Annotated in this window: 15 protein-coding genes; 8 read left to right on the forward strand and 7 right to left on the reverse strand. The window is 60.1% G+C overall.

All coding sequences use genetic code 11. From position 1 onward, the window contains the following. Nucleotides 1-88: 88 nt before the first annotated feature. The 4 genes from P3G59_RS26315 to P3G59_RS26330 form a co-directional block, all read right to left on the reverse strand. Nucleotides 89-1,132: an ABC transporter substrate-binding protein gene (locus P3G59_RS26315; RefSeq protein ID WP_016983607.1), complete on the reverse strand. Its 1,044-nt coding sequence runs from the start codon at nucleotides 1,130-1,132 to the stop codon at nucleotides 89-91. A 49-nt stretch (nucleotides 1,133-1,181) separates the two neighbouring features. After that, nucleotides 1,182-2,306, reverse strand: a complete 1,125-nt coding sequence (locus P3G59_RS26320; protein WP_201236584.1) for an ABC transporter ATP-binding protein — start codon at nucleotides 2,304-2,306, stop codon at nucleotides 1,182-1,184. Between the two features lie 327 nt (nucleotides 2,307-2,633). Further along, a complete protein-coding gene (locus P3G59_RS26325; RefSeq protein ID WP_116028308.1) occupies nucleotides 2,634-3,263 on the reverse strand; it encodes a response regulator transcription factor in 630 nt (209 codons plus the stop codon). 84 nt (nucleotides 3,264-3,347) lie between these two features. Continuing rightward, nucleotides 3,348-5,744: a sensor histidine kinase gene (locus P3G59_RS26330; RefSeq protein ID WP_277759528.1), complete on the reverse strand. Its 2,397-nt coding sequence runs from the start codon at nucleotides 5,742-5,744 to the stop codon at nucleotides 3,348-3,350. A 73-nt stretch (nucleotides 5,745-5,817) separates the two neighbouring features. On the opposite strand from P3G59_RS26330, the gene P3G59_RS26335 reads away from it, so the two are divergent. Then, nucleotides 5,818-6,807 carry an alpha/beta hydrolase family protein gene (locus tag P3G59_RS26335; protein WP_277759529.1) on the forward strand — a complete coding sequence of 330 codons (990 nt, stop codon included), beginning with the start codon at nucleotides 5,818-5,820 and terminating at the stop codon, nucleotides 6,805-6,807. Between the two features lie 101 nt (nucleotides 6,808-6,908). Here the strand turns inward: P3G59_RS26335 and P3G59_RS26340 are convergent, their stop codons facing one another. From P3G59_RS26340 to P3G59_RS26350, 3 genes are read right to left on the reverse strand one after another with little or no spacing between them, the layout of a single operon-like run. Continuing rightward, nucleotides 6,909-7,676 (reverse strand): TerB family tellurite resistance protein, encoded by a 768-nt coding sequence (locus tag P3G59_RS26340; RefSeq protein WP_277759530.1) that lies wholly within the window; start codon nucleotides 7,674-7,676, stop codon nucleotides 6,909-6,911. Between the two features lies 1 nt (nucleotide 7,677). Continuing rightward, on the reverse strand, nucleotides 7,678-8,349 hold the full coding sequence (gene murU / locus P3G59_RS26345; protein ID WP_277759531.1) for an N-acetylmuramate alpha-1-phosphate uridylyltransferase MurU: 672 nt from the start codon (nucleotides 8,347-8,349) through the stop codon (nucleotides 7,678-7,680). Further along, nucleotides 8,346-9,365 (reverse strand): phosphotransferase, encoded by a 1,020-nt coding sequence (locus tag P3G59_RS26350; protein ID WP_277759532.1) that lies wholly within the window; start codon nucleotides 9,363-9,365, stop codon nucleotides 8,346-8,348. The genes murU and P3G59_RS26350 overlap by 4 nt, the downstream gene beginning before the upstream one ends. A 130-nt stretch (nucleotides 9,366-9,495) precedes the next feature. Here P3G59_RS26350 and P3G59_RS26355 point away from each other — a divergent pair, with 130 nt between their 5' ends. The 7 genes from P3G59_RS26355 to glpE all read left to right on the forward strand — a co-directional run bounded on the left by P3G59_RS26355 (nucleotide 9,496) and on the right by glpE (nucleotide 17,147). Continuing rightward, a complete protein-coding gene (locus P3G59_RS26355; RefSeq protein WP_277759533.1) occupies nucleotides 9,496-12,312 on the forward strand; it encodes an LPS-assembly protein LptD in 2,817 nt (938 codons plus the stop codon). After that, nucleotides 12,287-13,609 (forward strand): peptidylprolyl isomerase SurA, encoded by a 1,323-nt coding sequence (gene surA / locus P3G59_RS26360; RefSeq protein ID WP_277759534.1) that lies wholly within the window; start codon nucleotides 12,287-12,289, stop codon nucleotides 13,607-13,609. The genes P3G59_RS26355 and surA overlap by 26 nt, the downstream gene beginning before the upstream one ends. Beyond that, complete coding sequence (pdxA, locus tag P3G59_RS26365) at nucleotides 13,606-14,595, forward strand: 4-hydroxythreonine-4-phosphate dehydrogenase PdxA (RefSeq protein ID WP_277759535.1); 990 nt, start codon at nucleotides 13,606-13,608, stop codon at nucleotides 14,593-14,595. Before surA ends, pdxA begins: the two co-directional genes overlap by 4 nt. After that, nucleotides 14,592-15,410 carry a 16S rRNA (adenine(1518)-N(6)/adenine(1519)-N(6))-dimethyltransferase RsmA gene (rsmA, locus tag P3G59_RS26370; protein WP_277759536.1) on the forward strand — a complete coding sequence of 273 codons (819 nt, stop codon included), beginning with the start codon at nucleotides 14,592-14,594 and terminating at the stop codon, nucleotides 15,408-15,410. Before pdxA ends, rsmA begins: the two co-directional genes overlap by 4 nt. 112 nt (nucleotides 15,411-15,522) lie before the next feature. Continuing rightward, a complete protein-coding gene (gene apaG, locus P3G59_RS26375) occupies nucleotides 15,523-15,903 on the forward strand; it encodes a Co2+/Mg2+ efflux protein ApaG (protein ID WP_008085199.1) in 381 nt (126 codons plus the stop codon). Continuing rightward, nucleotides 15,903-16,784 carry a symmetrical bis(5'-nucleosyl)-tetraphosphatase gene (locus P3G59_RS26380; protein ID WP_277759537.1) on the forward strand — a complete coding sequence of 294 codons (882 nt, stop codon included), beginning with the start codon at nucleotides 15,903-15,905 and terminating at the stop codon, nucleotides 16,782-16,784. Before apaG ends, P3G59_RS26380 begins: the two co-directional genes overlap by 1 nt. Before the next feature lie 33 nt (nucleotides 16,785-16,817). After that, the gene (gene glpE, locus P3G59_RS26385; protein ID WP_277759538.1) at nucleotides 16,818-17,147 is read left to right on the forward strand and encodes a thiosulfate sulfurtransferase GlpE; all 330 of its coding nucleotides are present in this window, start codon (nucleotides 16,818-16,820) and stop codon (nucleotides 17,145-17,147) included. Nucleotides 17,148-17,304: the final 157 nt, after the last annotated feature.

A 17,304-nucleotide genomic window follows, 5' to 3' on the forward strand; every position in this document is an offset into this window, starting at 1 on the left:
TGTCGAGTGCAACGAGGCTGCGATCTCTTGATCTTGAAAGGCAAAGTCAAAAGATCGCAGCCTGCGGCAGCTCCTACATGGCGAAGGATTACTTCGCCGCCCAGGAGTTGAAGCGCTGTTCCAGTTGTTCACCGTTGTCAGCCCAGAAGCTGACGTCGATCTGCACCTGGTTGGCGATGTTTTCCGGGGTGGTCGGCATGTCTTTCAGGACATCCTTGGCCAGCAGCGGCACCGCCTGGGTGTTGGCCGGGCCGTAGGCGATGTTTTCCGAGTAGGTCTTCTGCTGCTGCGGCTGTACCGAGTAGGCGATGAATTTTTTCGCCGCTTCCGCGCGCTTGGCGTCCAGACCTTTCGGGATGGCCCAGGCGTCGAAGTCATAGATACCGCCGTTCCACACCACTTTCAGGTTGGATTCTTTCTGCACCGCCGCGATACGACCGTTGTAGGCCGAGCTCATCACCACGTCACCGGAAGCGAGGTATTGCGGCGGTTGTGCGCCGGCTTCCCACCATTGGATGTTCGGCTTCAACTCATCAAGCTTCTTGAACGCGCGATCCTGACCACCCTTGCTCGCCAGCTCTTTGTAGACGTCTTTCGGCGCTACGCCATCGGCCATCAAAGCGAATTCGAGGGTGTACTTGGCGCCTTTGCGCAGGCCACGCTTGCCCGGGAATTTCTTCGTGTCCCAGAAATCCGCCCAGCTTGTTGGTGCGGTTTTCAGCTTGTCGGCGTTGTAGGCCAACACGGTCGACCAGACGAAGAAGCCCACGCCGCAAGGCTGGATTGCGCCTTTGACATAGTCTTCAGTCTTGCCGAACAGCGCCGGGTCGAGTTGTTCGAACATGTCTTCGTCACAGCCTCGGGACAGTTCCGGCGATTCAACTTCGACCAGATCCCACGACACGCTCTTGGTGTCGACCATGGCTTTGACCTTGGCCATTTCGCCGTTGTATTCGCCGGCGACGATTTTGCCGTTGCCCGCCGCTTCCCACGGTGCATAGAAGGCTTTGACTTGCGCCGCCTTGTTCGCCCCGCCAAACGACACCACGGTTAAATCCGGGCCAGCAGCCATTGCGCTGGCCGCACCCATCAGGCCCAGGGTCAGGGCGGTGAACTTCAGGGATCTCAACATTTATTGTTCTCTCCACGTGCAGGGTTGGTGTTGGTACAACGGGGGGCGATCAGTTCGCCTCTAACAGCGGATCAAGCGCGCGAACGTGCTCGACCTGCCAGCCAAGCGGTACCACGTCACCGACCGCGAGCGCTGGATCGAGCTCGGCAATCGGTTGTTTCACGAAGAAGTCGGTCTTGCCGCAGACTTCCAGGCGCACCCGGACGTGGTCGCCCAGATAGATGAATTCCGCCACCCTCCCTGAGAAGCGGTTAACGCATTGATCGCTCGAACCGTTGAGACTGACGCGCTCCGGACGGATCGACAACGTCACCGGTTCGCCGGTCTGGCCGACGTTGACCGCCAGCGCCTCGACCTTTTCGCCACGACCCAACTCGACCACGCAGCGCTCGCCGCTCTGGCTGAGCAAACGGCCGTTGAGACGGTTGTTCTCACCGATGAAGTTGGCGACGAAGGTGTTTTTCGGTTCTTCGTAAAGGGTGCGTGGCGGCGCGATCTGCTGGATTTCGCCCTGGTGGAACACCGCGACCCGATCGGACATGGTCAGCGCTTCACCCTGATCGTGGGTCACGTAGACCACGGTCACGCCGAGGCGCTGGTGCAGGTGTTTGATTTCCATCTGCATGTGTTCACGCAGTTGTTTGTCGAGGGCACCGAGGGGTTCGTCCATCAGCACCAGCTGCGGTTCGAACACCAGCGCGCGAGCCAGCGCCACACGTTGCTGCTGACCACCAGACAATTGCGCTGGATAGCGGGAAGCGAACGCGTCGAGCTGAACCATGCTGAGGACTTTCTTTACCCGATCGCTGACGTCGCTTTTGTTCAGGCCACGGACCGTCAGCGGGAACGCGAGGTTTTCCGCCACGGTCATGTGCGGGAACAACGCGTAGTTCTGGAACACCATGCCGATGTCGCGCTTGTGCGGCGGCACGTTGTTGATCGAGCGCCCGGCCAGGAGGATTTCGCCGGCGGTCGGTGTTTCGAAACCGGCGAGCATCATCAGGCTGGTGGTCTTGCCGGAACCGGACGGCCCGAGCAGGGTGAGGAATTCGCCTTTGCGGATGTCCAGGTTGAGGTCTTTGACGATCAGGTTCTCGCCGTCGTAGCTCTTCTGCACTCCACGAAAGCTGACCAGCACATCGCTGGCCCCTGCGTTTGAATCGACCTGGCTCATACCCACACCTTTGTTGTTGATGACTGCTTGTGGGTTAAGCCTAGTGGCTGCTGACAGGCGCGCAAATCGGGGCGCAGGAGAGAATCGCCTCAGCCGGATGGAAGGTTGGGGGTAGGGATTGCCCTACAAGGATGGCGCTAATGGATAAGGCAGTTGCGAGCGTTGAGCTGCAAGCTGCAAGAACAAGCAAAAGCGTGTGTCGCTAACAGATATGCCCACACAAATCCCTGTAGGAGCTGCCGAAGGCTGCGATCTTTTGATGTTGATCGTTAAAAACAAAATCAAAAGATCGCAGCCTTCGGCAGCTCCTACACGGGTTGCGTCTGATCAGAGGAGTTTGTGTTCCATCGCGTACTTCACCAGCTCGGCCAGCGAGGTGATGTTGAGTTTCTGCATCAGCCGCGCCTTGTGAGTGCTGATGGTCTTGCTACTGAGGGCCAGTTGCTGGGCGATGTCGTTAACGTTGGCGCCTTGGGCCAGACGCTCGAACACCGAGAATTCGCGCTCGGACAGCAACGAATGCAGGGGGCGTGCATCGGTCAATCCGACTTCGAAGACCATGCGGTCGGCCAGATCCGGATCGATGTAACGCCCACCCGCCGCGACTTTGCGAATGGCGGTCAGCAAGAGCGCTGGATCGCTGTCCTTGGTCGCATACCCCGCGGCGCCAACCTTCAGCGCCCGTGCAGCCATCTGCGCTTCGTCATGCATGGACAGCACCAGAATCGCTGGCGGATTGTTTAACGCCCGGATACGCGGAATCGCTTCAAGCCCGTTGACGCCGGGCATCGAGATGTCGAGCAAGACCACTTCGCAAGGCACGCTGCGCAGGGTCTCGAGCAATTGCTCACCATTGCTCGCCTCGCCCACCACTTGCAGGTCCTTGGCCAGACCGATCAATTGCTTGATGCCTTCGCGGACGATGGTGTGGTCTTCGGCTACCAGTACACGGATCACGTTCTTCTCCAGAATTCAGGCATACACAGATCCCTGTGGGAGCGAGCTTGCTCGCGAAGGCGTCAGTCCAGACACCACAACATGTCAAACCTCACTTACCGGCACCCACACATTCAGACTGGTGCCCTCCCCCGGCTCACTCTCCAGCGCCAACCGCCCGCCCATGATCAGCACCCGCTCGCGCATGCCGACCAGGCCAAACGAAGTCGGCCGACCGGCAGCGGCCACAAATCCTACGCCATCATCACTGACCGTCAGGCACAATTCATCGCCCTCCAGCGCCAACGTCAGCTCCACAGTATGCGCCTGGGCATGCCGCATCACGTTCGTCAGCGCCTCCTGCAAAATCCGAAACAGACCGATTGCCTTGGCATCACTGAGCGCCGGCAGATTGTCCGGCACCTGCACCAGACACGGAATCTGCGTACGCGCTTCAAATCGCCGCGCCTGCCACTCGATCGCCGACGCAATCCCGGCATCGAGAATCGGCGGTCGCAGCGCCGTGGCCACGTCGCGCACCAACTGGAATAACTGAGCGATCAGGCGTTTCATGCTGTTCAGCCGTTCGTTCAGACCGGGATCCAGTTGCGCGTAGGCCAGTTCGCACATCGATGTTTCCAGCTTCAGCACGGTCAACATCTGCCCCAGTTCATCGTGAACCTCACGGGCAATTCGCGCCTTCTCTTCTTCACGCACGCTCTCAAGGTGCGCCGACAGTTCGCGCAGTTGCTCGCGCGACGCCGCCAGCTCGAGCTCGATACGCTTGCTCTCGGTGATGTCCCAGACAATGCCGTCCCAAACGTAAGCGCCATCCTCCAGCTGCCGGGTGATCGCCTTGATCTCGGCCCAGCGCTGCTCGCCCTGACGTGTGAGGATCCGGCCCTGCCACGACCAGTCGCTGTCAGTGTCCAGCGCCTGATCCTGAGTGCGGTGATAATCGGCCTTGTCATCCGGATGCACCAGGCTACGCAAGCCCATGTCCCGATGGGCGATCGCGGCCGGCGCGTAACCGACCAGGCTCTCGCTGCCTTCGCTGATATAGGCGAAGTCGATCTGTCCGGTCACCGGCGCGCGCTCCAGACGGAACACCAGCCCCGGCACGTTGGCGGCAATGCCCTGCAAGCGCGCCTCGCTTTCCTGCAACGCCGCCAGTGCACGGCGACGTTCGGTCACGTCAGTGAGGTAAACCACCAAATATTCACTGTCGCGAAAACGCAGAAAACTCAGCGACACATCCGCTGGCAACACACTGCCGTCGGCGCGCACGCAGCTGGTTTCGAAACTCAGCGGCCCTTCTTCGCTGGCCCGCGCGCGTTTCCACAGGTTGAGCCAGCGATCCATGTGCAGACCGGGTTCAAAGTCGATCAGCGGGCGCTCGATCAATCCGCCCGAGGGATACCCGAGCATGTTTTCCGCCGCGCGATTGGCGTAGCGCACATGGCTGTCCCAGTTGACCCAGAGGATGCCGACGGTGCTTTGGTCGATGGAGAACTGCGTCAACCGCAGCGCTTGTTCGTTGGCCGCGCGCAAGGCGATGTCTTCCCGGGCAGCCAGCAGTCGCTGTTCGAGGCTGTGCTGTTGGCGGCGCTGCCAAAACACGATCGCGACACAACTGAACAGCATCACCGCGAACAACAGACTGAGGTTCTGCCAGAAACCCGGCGACTCCGAGAGTCGCGGATATTTCGGTTGCAGCCATTGGTTGTGCAACTGCTCCAGATCCTTGGCCGGGATGGCACGCAGCGCACTTTGAATGATGCCGGCCAACTCTGGCCAATCGCGGCGCGAGCCGACTCGCAGCAGTTGCGGCAGGCCGATATCGCCGACCACCACCAGCTCGGCGAACTCAGGCTCTACCGACAGGCGCCCGAGCTGCGCCTCGTCGACCACGGCGTAGGCGGCCTGCTGACTCAACAGCAACTGCAACGCCTGACGCTCCAGCGGCACGCCTTGCAGATTCAGATGGGGGTAGTTGCCGCGTAGGTAATCGGCCGTGCTGCTGGGCATGCGTACGGCAACCCGAACCTGACTATCGAACTTCTCCAGGTCGACCACACCACTGGCCTTCTGATCGCTGACCACCAGTTGCGGCACGCGCATGTACGGATCGGAGAACTGCCACAGACGCAGGGCACTCGGGGTTTGACTCAGGCCCGGAGCAATATCGATCTCGCCCTCGCGCACGGCGGCTTCCAATTGTGCGAGATCCTGGAAGTTACGCCAGCTCAGTTCGACATTGAGCACCTTGGCCAGCAACTTCATCAGTTCGACGTTGGCCCCGGACAGCCGCTGCAAACGCCGGTCGTATTGTGCATAGGGCGCCTGCAACACCAGACCAACGCGCAATTCATTGTGTTGCGCCAGCCATTGCTGCTGGTCCGCCGACAACTGTGCGAGATGAGACGGCGGCGCAGGCGCCGCCCAGCCCATCAAGGGAACCCACAAACAGCCGATAACCCACAGGCAGCAAAATCGCTTCATTGAAGTCTCATACACTGACAAATTCTGACCAACCCATTAGGCTGCCGGGATACTTTCTGGCCTGGAATAACCGATGCCCTCTGTCTACCGCCTGGCAATGCCAGCATTGTGCCTGTCGCTGATCCTGCCTTGTGCGTTTTCCGTCGAAGCCGCCGATCCGGCGCCCGCCGCCACGGCGGAAAAACCTGCCGAAGCAAAACCGGCCGAACGCCAGCCACTGCTTGAGCGTAGTCAGGAAGAGGCCGCCGCACTGGAACGTAAAGTCCCGGCGCAAGAACAACAACAGTTGCAGGCCGGCAGCGACACCTTCCTCGCCCTGTGGAAACCGGCCAACACCGCCGAGCCCAAAGGCGCGGTGATCATCATCCCCGGCGCCGGCGAAACCGCCGACTGGCCGCAGGCAATCGGTCCATTGCGGCGCAAACTGCCGGATGCAAAGTGGAGCAGCCTGAGTATCACGCTGCCCGACCTGCAAAGCGACACCATTGCACCGCGCGTGGTCGAGGCACCCGCTGTGCCGAAAGCCCCGGAGTCTGGCAGCAAGGACTCCACCACCGCGCAGCCGATCGAGCAAGCCGCTGGCAGTGAAGCAGAAGTCGCGGATCAGGTGGTCGCCGAAACCACTGAAGAGCAATCCAGGGCTGACGCCGAACGCATCTTCGCGCGCATCGACGCGGCGATTGCCTACGCCGAGCAGCAGAGCGCACGCAGCATTGTCGTGCTTGGGCACGGCACCGGTGCTTATTGGGCTGCGCGTTATCTGAGCGAAAAACAAACGGCGCAGGTGGAAAAATTCGTCATGGTCGATGCGCAGATGCCAGGCAAGGCCAAGCCGCCACTGGCCGAACTGACGCCAACGCTGAAGCTGCCGACGGCGGATATTTTCTATATGGACAAGCCGCTGAATCGCAATGCGGCGCTGGAGCGTATGCAGGCGAGCAAGCGCTTGAAGACCTCGGCGTTCAGCCAGGTCGCGCTCAAGGCCCTGCCGGATAACAAGGCTGAACAGGAACAGTTGTTCCGCCGGGTGCGTGGCTGGTTGAATCCGCAGAACACGGACTGATAGAAGCAAAAGCAAAAGATCGCAGCCTGCGGCAGCTCCTACAGGGTTCGTATTCCATGTAGGAGCTGCCGCAGGCTGCGATCTTCTGATCTTGAAAACGCCTAACGAAAATCCCGCCGCTCACGAATCAACGTATAGGCATTGTGCAGCTCACGGGTTTTTTCGGTGGCTTCACGCACTTGCACTGGCGTCGCCCCCGTACCGGCAATCTTGTCCGGATGATGACGACTGAGCAGGCGCCGATAGGCGCGCTTGATCTGTGCCGGCTCACTCGACGCCGACACACCCAATAAACGCATCGCTTCCTGATAACTCACTGCGGCACTGACGATCGGTCGCTTGCCTGGTTCGTAATCGCTGGCCAATGCCTGCACCTGATGCGTCGTCCACCCCAGCCACTTGCCCCATTGAGCCAGCAATTCCCGCTCACTGACACCCGCACGACCATCGGCCCAGACCATCCGCCAACAGGCGCGCAACACGCCTTCGGCGGCATGCGGCTGCGCACTCAGGCGCCGTAGATAACCGCGCAGGTTGTCGCTGCCGGACTTGCCGCGATTGAACGCGGCAATCGCCCGACGCGTCGCCGGCTCGCTCATTTCCAGCGCACGCATTTCGTTACGCGCCTGCTGGATATGCCCGTCAGTGACCCGACCGTCACTCTTGGCCAGGCGCCCGAGCAGTACAAACAACAATTCGTCGTTGCGCAACATCGGCCGCCCGCCGAGTTTTTCCCGCAAATGCCCAAAGCTTTGCAGGTTCAGGCGCCGATCCAGCGCCTGCCCCAACAATGCCCCAAGCATGGCCCCCGGAATGCTGGCGATCGCAAAACCCGCTCCGGCTCCAATCAGAGTCCCTGGCCACAGCATGTCAGCGACTCGCTTCTATCAAGGTTTCAGCTTCGGCCAGACGCTCATGCGTACCGACATCCACCCAGTGACCTTTCAGACGCTCGCCTGTCACTTCGCCGTCTGCCATGGCTTTACGCAGCAGCGGCGCTAGTTTGAAAGCGCCGTCCGTGCAGCCATCGAACAACTGCGGATGCAGCACGGCGATGCCGCTATAGGTCAGGGTCGGCGAGTCCGGTTGGCCGTCGTGCACCTTCCCGTCGATCAGAGTGAAATCACCAGTCGGGTGATGCGCGGGATTATCGGCCAGTACCAGATGCGCGAGCCCGTTGATCGGCTGATGCAGCACGCTGAAATCGTAATCGGTCCAGATATCACCGTTCACAACGAGAAAGGCATCATCGCCGAGCAGTGGCAGCGCACGGAAAATCCCGCCGCCGGTTTCCAGTGGCTCACCTTCCGGCGAGTACTGAATGCGCACGCCAAATTGCGCACCGTCGCCCAGGTAATCTTCGATCTGCTGACCGAGCCAGGCGTGGTTGATCACGATCTCGTTGAACCCTGCGGCCGCCAAGGCACGCAGGTGATATTCGATCAGCGGGACACCGCCGGCACGCACCAGTGGTTTCGGCGTAGTCAGGGTCAGGGGGCGCATGCGCTCGCCTTTGCCTGCCGCCAGAATCATTGCCTTCATGCTGTTGCTCCACCCCGCAGGCTGGTGAACAGCGCTTGCAGTTCTGCCAATTCAGGACGACGCGCAATCACCGCCTCTATATAAGAGAAGAAACGCGGTACGTCGGCCAGATAACGCGGCTTGCCATCGCGATGACAAATGCGCGCGAAGATGCCGATGACTTTCAGGTGGCGCTGTACGCCCATCAGGTCGCTGGCACGCAGGAAGTCTTCGAAGTCCGGCTGCACCGGGATGTTCAGTGCCGAGGCTTGCTGCCAGTAGCTTTCCAGCCAGCCGCGCACACGTTCTTCAGGCCAGCTGAGAAAGGCGTCCTTGAACAGGCAGGTCACGTCGTAGGTCACCGGGCCGTAGACCGCATCCTGGAAGTCCAGCACGCCGGGGTTCGGCTCGCTGAGCATCAGGTTGCGCGGCATGTAGTCGCGGTGCACCAGGACTTTCGGCTGGGCGAGTGCGCTGTCGATCAGCAGATTGCTGATCTGTTGCCATTGTTGTTGCTGAGTCGAATCGAACTCGACGCCGAGTTCATGTTTCACGTACCACTCAGGAAACAGTTCCAGCTCACGACGCAGCAAGGCAACGTCGTAACTCGGCAGCGGCGCGACCATCGGCAACTGCTGAAAAGCGAGCAGCGCTTGCAAGGCATCTTTGAACAAAGCGTCGGCATTTTCGCCATCGATCACGTCGAGATAGGTCTTGTTACCCAGGTCATTGAGCAAAAGAAATCCACGTTCGAGGTCTTCGGCATAAATTTTCGGCACATTTATTCCGGATTTCTCCAGTAAAAAGGCGATATCCACGAACGGTTTGCAGTTTTCCCGGGGTGGCGGCGCGTCCATCACGACGAAGGTGCGACCCGCGCCTTCCCAGCGGAAGTAACGGCGGAAACTCGCGTCGCTGCTGGCCGCGGTCAACGTGGCCGGGGGCACGGCGCCCCAGCCCTGATCTGCAAACAGGATTGCCAACTGCTCATCGAGCCAAACTTTCAGGTGTTGCAAGCGTACATCTTGGTCAGGCATTGCAAGGGTCTCCGACGGCGCTAGCCGTCAAGCGGGTCATGCTTTATTATCCAGCATCTTTTTCAGACCATCGAGAGGCGTGCGGCCCACACCGCGGGCAGATGGCACGCAGGAAGCCCGGACTAATAAGATGGCATTGAAATCCCCCGCGTTTCGTAAAAAATTTCCGTTGTTGGTAACCGGCAGTCTGCTGGCTATGCAACCTCTGGCCAGTCAATTCGTTGTTGCCGCCGAGCAGTATGACTGCTCCGTCTCGGCTTCGGGTGGTTGGGCCTGTGCGCCCAAATCAACCGCTGCTGCGTTGCCGCCGCGCCCAGTGCATGACGGCAGTGCCGTCAGCGCTACCGGCGAAGCCGCGACCGAGAACGGTGCGGTTGCCGACACAGCGCCTAAAACGGCGCTGGTCACCGAAGCCAAGGGCCGCGGTCTGAAATCCCGTAGCGAAGACTTCAGTCACCTCGACTGGGTTCCGCGCGAGAAGCTCACCGCCGCCCAATTGGCCGAGACCGGGCCTTACTGCTCTGGTGCCTATATCGAACCGATTCGTCCTGGCATGAATGACAAGACGAATAAAAGCGATGCACCGACCTTTATCGGCGCAAAAGCCTCGCGCTATAACACCGATGATCAAGTCGGTACGCTGGCCGGCGATGTCGTCCTGCGTCAGGGCAGCATGCAGGTTGAATCCGACGAGGCCAGCCTGTATCAGGCCGAGAGCCGCGCCGAGCTCAACGGCGATGTGCGCATCCGCGACAACGGTGCGCTGATCGTTGGCGACCACGCCGACGTGCAACTCGACACCGGTGAAGCCAAGGTCGACAACGCCGAATACGTGATGCACAAATCGCGTATCCGCGGTAACGCGCTCTACGCCAAGCGCGCAGAAAACGCGATCATTCGCCTGAAGGACGGCACGTACACCACGTGCGAACCGAACAGCAATGCCTGGCAGCTCAAGGGCAACAACATCACCTTGAACCCGGCCACCGGTTTCGGTACCGCGACCAACGTGACGTTGCGCGTCAAAGACATTCCGATTCTGTACACGCCGTACATCTATTTCCCGATCGACGACCGTCGCCAGTCGGGTTTCCTGCCGCCGACCATCGGCAGCGGCAGCGATACCGGCTTCATGCTGGTTACGCCGTACTACTTCAACCTGGCGCCGAACTACGACGCCACGTTGTACCCGCGCTACATGAGCAAGCGTGGCATGTTGGTGGAAGGCGAATTCCGCTACCTGACCAAGTCGAGCGAAGGTCAGTTTGGTGCCGCGTATCTGAATGATGACGATACCGAGCGCAGCAAGCAGACCGACTACGAAAAAACCCGCTACATGTACAACTGGCAGCACAAGGGCGGTCTCGACTCCCGCGTGCTCACCGAAGTCGATTACACCAAGATCAGCGATCCGTATTACTTCCAGGATCTGCAGACTGATCAGATTGGTGTGAAAAGCAGCGACTTCGTCAACCAGCAGGGCGCGATCACTTACCGTGGCGACAGCTACACCGCACGCCTGAATGCTCAGCAGTACCAGTTGGCGACCGTTTCCAACATCACCCCGTATGGTCGTCTGCCGCAGATCACCTTCAATGGTCAACTGCCGTACCACCCGGAAGGTCTGAACTTCGATTACGAGACCGAGCTTGTTCGGTTTGATCGTGATCTGAAAACCGGCACTTTCACTCAGGAAGACGGCATTACGACTGAGCCGAGACTGGACAACAACGTTCAAGGCTTGGCCCGCGCTAACGGCGACCGTCTGAACCTGAAGCCTGGTGTCAGTCTGCCAATGAACTGGACCTACGGCTTCCTGAAGCCATCGCTCAAGTATCAGTACACCCAGTACCAACTGGACCTGGACGGTACCGGCAAGTCGCAGATCGTTGCTCAGCAAAATGCCGCCAATGCGGCAGGTACCGAGTACATCGGTGGCAAGTTCGGTAGCAACCAGAACCGCGGCGTACCTATCGCGAGCATCGACAGTGGTCTGTATTTCGACCGCAATACGTCCTTCTTCGGCAAGAACTATCGCCAGACACTGGAACCGCGACTGTTCTACCTCTATGTGCCTGAAGAAAATCAGGAAGACATCCCTGTATTCGACACCAGCGAATACACCTTCAACTACGCCTCGCTGTTCCGCGACAACCGCTTTTCCGGTGCCGACCGTGTCGGCGACGAGAACAAGCTGTCGCTGGGCGTGACCAGCCGCTGGATCGAAGACGACGGTTTCGAACGTCAACGCATCAGCGTTGGTCAGGCCGTGTATTTCAAAAATCGTGAAGTACAGCTGCCAGGCATTGATCCAAAAACCCGGGACGATGCGAAATCCAAAGTATCGCCATACGCCCTGGAATACGAATACCGCTGGAACCGCGACTGGCGCACCACGGCCGACTACAACTGGGATCCGGACAGCCGTAGCCCGCGTTCCGGCAGTGCGATGTTCCACTACCAGCCTGAAGACAACCCGAACAAGGTCATCAACGCCGGTTATCGCTATCGCAATGACCAGGTTCGTTATGACCAGAACACCGGTAAATGGACCGTGGGCGGTGGTGACTACGGCACTCCTGGTCAGCCTGGCTACGTGAAGGACTACTACAAGATCCAGCAGCATGACTTCTCGGTCATCTGGCCGATCGTTCCGCAGTGGAACGCGATCAGCCGCTGGCAGTATGACTACAACCGTAACCGTACCCTGGAAGCCTTCGGTGGTTTCGAGTACGACAACTGCTGCTGGAAACTGCGCCTGATCAACCGTTACTGGGTTTCCTATGACGAGTTCAGCCAGGAAGCTCCGCAAAACGAAAAAGGCGACCATGGCGTCTTCCTCCAAATTGTTCTGAAGGGACTCGGCGGCCTCACCGGCGCCAAGGTAGAGAGCTTCCTCGACAAAGGCATTCAAGGTTATCGTGAACGTGAAGACCAAGCTTTCTGATTGTCTGCGCCCGCTGATGCTGGGCGCGCTGTTCCTGGGTACTGCGGCTAACGCCGCAGTTCAATCCATCGACAAAGTGGTAGCGATCGTCGACAACGACGTGGTCATGCAGAGTCAACTGGACCAGCGCGTCCACGAAGTTCAGCAGACCATCGCCAAGCGTGGCGGCGGCCTGCCGCCTCCCGGCGTACTGGATCAACAGGTGCTCGAACGCCTGATCGTCGAAAACCTGCAACTGCAGATCGGCGAACGCTCGGGCATCCGCATCACCGACGAAGAGCTCAACCAGGCAGTCGGCACCATTGCCCAGCGCAACAACATGACGGTTGAGCAGTTCCGTGCCGCCCTGGCTCACGACGGTCTGAACTATGACGACGCCCGTGATCAGATCAAGCGCGAGATGATCATCAGTCGTGTGCGTCAGCGTCGTGTGGCAGAACGCATTCAGGTCTCCGAGCAGGAAGTGAAGAACTTCCTCGCCTCCGACCTGGGCAAAATGCAACTGTCCGAAGAACTGCACTTGGCCAACATCCTGATCCCGACGCCGGAAAGCGCCAACTCTGACGCCATTCAGAGCGCTGCCCGTCAGGCCATGGAGGTTTACCAGCAGCTCAAGCAAGGCGCTGACTTCGGCCAGATGGCCGTTGCCAAGTCCGGCAGCGACAACGCGCTGGAAGGCGGCGACATGGGCTGGCGTAAAGCAGCACAACTGCCACCGCCATTCGACCGCGAGCTGAGCAGCATGGCCGTCGGCGACATCACTCAACCTGCACGCACACCGGGTGGCTTCATCATCCTCAAGCTGCTGGCAAAACGGGGTGGCGAAGCGCAGATGCGCGATGAAGTGCATGTACGCCATATTCTGGTCAAGCCGAGCCCGATTCGCGACGAAGCGAAGACCAAGGCGCTGGTTCAATCCTTGTACGAGCGCATTCTGGCCGGTGAAGATTTCGCCACTCTGGCCAAAAGCTACTCCGAAGATCCGGGTTCCGCGCTCAATGGCGGCGACCTGAACTGGATCGACCCGAACGCACTGGTTCCGGAATTCCGCGAAGTGATGGCCAAGACCCCACAAGGTCAGCTGTCCAAGCCGTTCCAGACCCAATACGGCTGGCACGTTCTGGAAGTCCTTGGCCGTCGCGCCACCGACAGCACCGAACAGGCCCGTGAGCAGCAAGCCATGACCGTACTGCGTAACCGCAAATACGACGAAGAGCTGCAAACCTGGCTGCGTCAGATCCGTGACGAAGCGTACGTAGAGATCAAACTCCCTGGTGCAGACCAGGCAGCGCAGTGAAACCCCGGCGTTTCGCGCTGACACCCGGCGAACCAGCCGGCATCGGTCCCGACCTGTGCCTGCTGCTCGCCTCGCAAGCCCAGCCACATCCCCTGATTGCCATCACCAGCCGCGACCTGCTCAAAGAGCGGGCCGTGCAGCTGGGGCTGGCTGTCAACTTGCTGGACGTCGGGCCGGATCACTGGCCGGACGCTCCGGCGCCCGCCAACAGCCTGTACGTCTGGGATACGCCGCTGAGCGCCCCCGTGGTTGCCGGGCAACTGGACAAGGCCAACGCCGCGTTCGTCCTCGAAACCCTGACCCGCGCCGGTAACGGTTGCCTCAACGGCGACTTCGCCGCAATGATCACCGCCCCAGTGCACAAGGGTGTGATTAACGAATCGGGGATCGCTTTTTCCGGGCACACGGAATTCCTCGCAGACCTGACTCATACCGCCCAAGTGGTGATGATGCTCGCCACGCGTGGTTTGCGCGTGGCGCTGGTCACCACTCACCTGCCCCTGCGCGAGATTGCCGACGCGATCACACCAGAACGGCTGGAGCGCGTGACGCGGATTCTGCACAGCGACCTGCAACACAAATTCGGCATCGCCCAGCCACGCATCCTGGTCTGCGGGCTCAACCCGCACGCCGGTGAAGGCGGACACCTGGGCCATGAAGAAATCGACATCATTGAACCGACATTAGAGCGCCTGCGCGGCGAGGGCATGGACCTTCGTGGCCCGCTGCCTGCCGACACTCTGTTTACCCCCAAATATCTGGAGCACTGCGACGCAGTGCTGGCGATGTACCACGATCAGGGTTTGCCTGTGCTCAAGTACAAAGGCTTCGGCGCTGCCGTCAACGTGACCCTGGGTCTGCCGATCATCCGCACGTCGGTCGATCACGGCACGGCCCTGGATCTGGCCGGTAGCGGCAAGATCGACACCGGCAGCCTGCAAGTCGCCCTGGAAACCGCCTACCAGATGGCCGAGACCCGTTTATGACCGAGCAATACCAACACAAGGCGCGCAAACGCTTTGGCCAGAACTTCCTGCACGATGCCGGCGTTATCGACCGCATCCTGCGCTCCATCAGCGCCAAGCCTGCAGACCGCCTGCTGGAAATCGGTCCGGGCCAGGGCGCATTGACCGCCGGCCTGCTTAACTCCGGCGCGCAACTCGACGTGGTGGAACTGGACAAGGACCTGATCCCGATCCTCAACCAGCAGTTTGCCGGCAAGAGCAACTTCAACCTGCATCAGGGCGACGCACTGAAGTTCGACTTCAACACCCTGAATGCCGCGCCGAACAGCCTGCGCGTGGTCGGCAACCTGCCGTACAACATCTCGACGCCGCTGATTTTTCACCTGCTGAACAACGCCGGCATCATTCGCGACATGCACTTCATGCTGCAGAAAGAAGTGGTTGAGCGTCTGGCCGCAGGCCCTGGTGGCGGTGACTGGGGTCGTCTGTCGATCATGGTTCAGTACCACTGCCGTGTAGAGCACCTGTTCAACGTTGGCCCGGGCGCGTTCAACCCGCCGCCGAAAGTCGACTCGGCGATCGTCCGTCTGGTGCCGCACGCGGTATTGCCGCACCCGGCCAAGGATCATCGTCTGCTGGAGCGCGTCGTCCGCGAAGCGTTCAACCAGCGTCGCAAGACCTTGCGCAACACCCTCAAGCAATTGCTCAGCAATGCCGAGATCGAAGCCGCCGGCGTCGATGGCAGCTTGCGCCCTGAGCAGCTGGATCTGGCGGCGTTTGTGCGCCTCGCCGACCAGCTCGCCGTACAAGTCCCGGCCTCCCCCGCCGCCGACTGACAAGCGATGAACGCTATCGGGCAGGACGCCACTCTGGTTTACTGCCCGATACTTGCCTAGACTGATCTCTCATCAGCTACGCCCCGCGTTCCGCTTCGTTAAGGCCCTTTGCATGTCCGATTCCCGTTACCAGGTCGATGTCAGCGTCGTTACCCACTATCTGGCAGACCAATCGCAACCCGAGCACGACCGCTTCGCCTTCGCGTACACCATCACCGTGCAGAACAATGGCGAGCAGCCCGCACGTCTGATGTCGCGACATTGGGTGATCACCGATGGCGACGGCCATGTCGAAGAAGTTCGTGGCGCAGGCGTGGTGGGTCAGCAACCGTTGATCGACGCTGGCCAGAGTCATACCTACAGCAGCGGCACGGTGATGACCACCAAGGTCGGCACCATGCAGGGCACCTACGAAATGGTCGCCACGGACGGCAAACATTTCGACGCCATCATCAAACCTTTCCGTCTGGCGGTGCCCGGAGCCTTGCACTGATGGCAACGTATGCCGTCGGCGACCTGCAAGGCTGCCTCGAACCGCTCAAGTGCCTGCTCAAGCAAGTCGCGTTCGACACGAAACTCGATCGGCTATGGCTGGTGGGTGATCTGGTCAACCGAGGCCCGCAATCACTGGAAACCCTGCGTTTTCTCTATGGCATGCGTGAGTCGCTGGTCTGCGTGCTCGGCAATCACGATCTGCATCTGCTGGCGGCTGCAAAAAACATCGAGCGCCTGAAGAAAAGCGACACCCTGCGCGAGATTCTCGAAGCGCCGGACTGCGCAGAACTCCTTGAATGGATTCGCCAGCAAAAGCTGATGCATTACGACGAGACACGCGATGTCGCCATGGTTCACGCCGGCATTCCACCGCAATGGTCGCTGAGTCGCGCATTGAAGTGCGCCAGCGAAGTCGAAGCCGCCCTGCGTGATGACAATCTGTTCCCCGCCTACCTCGACGGCATGTACGGCAACGATCCGGCGAAATGGGACAACGACCTTAAAGGCGTCACTCGCCTGCGGGTCATCACCAACTATTTCACGCGCATGCGCTTCTGCACCGCCGAAGGCAAGCTCGACCTCAAGAGCAAGGAAGGCCTCGACACTGCCCCGCCCGGCTATAAACCGTGGTTCCAGCACCGGGACCGCAAGACTAAAGGCCTGCGGATCATTTTCGGTCACTGGGCGGCACTCGAAGGCAATATCCATGAGCCAGGCATCTCGGCGCTGGACACCGGTTGTGTCTGGGGCGGCAGCCTGACCCTGATGAACGTCGACAGCGGTGAACGCCTGTCCTGCAAATGCGATGATCACGGCGGCCTCGCCCCGACCGTCGCACCACTTATCCCCGAAACTTCGCCAGTCAGCGCACCGCGTTAGACTGCGCTTTCAGCCGAGCAACAGGAACCCGCCATGAGCGAATTCAAACGAATCCCCCCGGAACAGGCCCAGGCCCTGCGTGAACAAGGCGCCGTTGTCGTCGATGTCCGTGATCCTGCGACTTTCGCCGCCCTGCACATCAGCGGCTCCAGGCATCTGGACAATCATTCTCTGCACGCTTTCATTCAAGGCGCCGACCTTGACGCACCGACCGTCGTCGTCTGCTACCACGGTAATTCCAGCCAGGGTGCTGCGGCCTACCTGATCAGCCAGGGTTTCTCCGACGTCTACAGCATGGATGGCGGCTTCGAGTTGTGGCGTACGACTTATCCTGCGGAAACTGCCCAAGGCAGCGCCGAATAATTTTTTTGTCACGCGCAGGCCCCGGCTGCCGTGGGCCTGCGCGGGCAGACGAACGGTCCTGCCACAACTAATTACGTATCTCGCCTTTACCTGCCGAATTCCCAACTATCCTTAAGCGCAGGCCATCCAAAACAGGGGAGAGCCGGTACACCGGCGC

Source organism: Pseudomonas sp. A34-9 (genome assembly GCF_029543085.1).
GTDB lineage: Bacteria > Pseudomonadota > Gammaproteobacteria > Pseudomonadales > Pseudomonadaceae > Aquipseudomonas.

What these genes read in the sequence shown, in the direction of transcription:
- glpE (WP_277759538.1), top strand. Translation starts at nt 16,818, where the DNA reads ATGAGCGAATTCAAACGAATCCCCCCGGAACAGGCCCAGGCCCTGCGT.
- rsmA (WP_277759536.1), top strand. Translation starts at nt 14,592, where the DNA reads ATGACCGAGCAATACCAACACAAGGCGCGCAAACGCTTTGGCCAGAAC.
- P3G59_RS26335 (WP_277759529.1), top strand. Translation starts at nt 5,818, where the DNA reads ATGCCCTCTGTCTACCGCCTGGCAATGCCAGCATTGTGCCTGTCGCTG.
- murU (WP_277759531.1), bottom strand. Translation starts at nt 8,349, where the DNA reads ATGAAGGCAATGATTCTGGCGGCAGGCAAAGGCGAGCGCATGCGCCCC.
- P3G59_RS26315 (WP_016983607.1), bottom strand. Translation starts at nt 1,132, where the DNA reads ATGTTGAGATCCCTGAAGTTCACCGCCCTGACCCTGGGCCTGATGGGT.
- P3G59_RS26340 (WP_277759530.1), bottom strand. Translation starts at nt 7,676, where the DNA reads ATGCTGTGGCCAGGGACTCTGATTGGAGCCGGAGCGGGTTTTGCGATC.
- P3G59_RS26380 (WP_277759537.1), top strand. Translation starts at nt 15,903, where the DNA reads ATGGCAACGTATGCCGTCGGCGACCTGCAAGGCTGCCTCGAACCGCTC.
- apaG (WP_008085199.1), top strand. Translation starts at nt 15,523, where the DNA reads ATGTCCGATTCCCGTTACCAGGTCGATGTCAGCGTCGTTACCCACTAT.
- P3G59_RS26350 (WP_277759532.1), bottom strand. Translation starts at nt 9,365, where the DNA reads ATGCCTGACCAAGATGTACGCTTGCAACACCTGAAAGTTTGGCTCGAT.
- P3G59_RS26355 (WP_277759533.1), top strand. Translation starts at nt 9,496, where the DNA reads ATGGCATTGAAATCCCCCGCGTTTCGTAAAAAATTTCCGTTGTTGGTA.
- P3G59_RS26330 (WP_277759528.1), bottom strand. Translation starts at nt 5,744, where the DNA reads ATGAAGCGATTTTGCTGCCTGTGGGTTATCGGCTGTTTGTGGGTTCCC.
- P3G59_RS26320 (WP_201236584.1), bottom strand. Translation starts at nt 2,306, where the DNA reads ATGAGCCAGGTCGATTCAAACGCAGGGGCCAGCGATGTGCTGGTCAGC.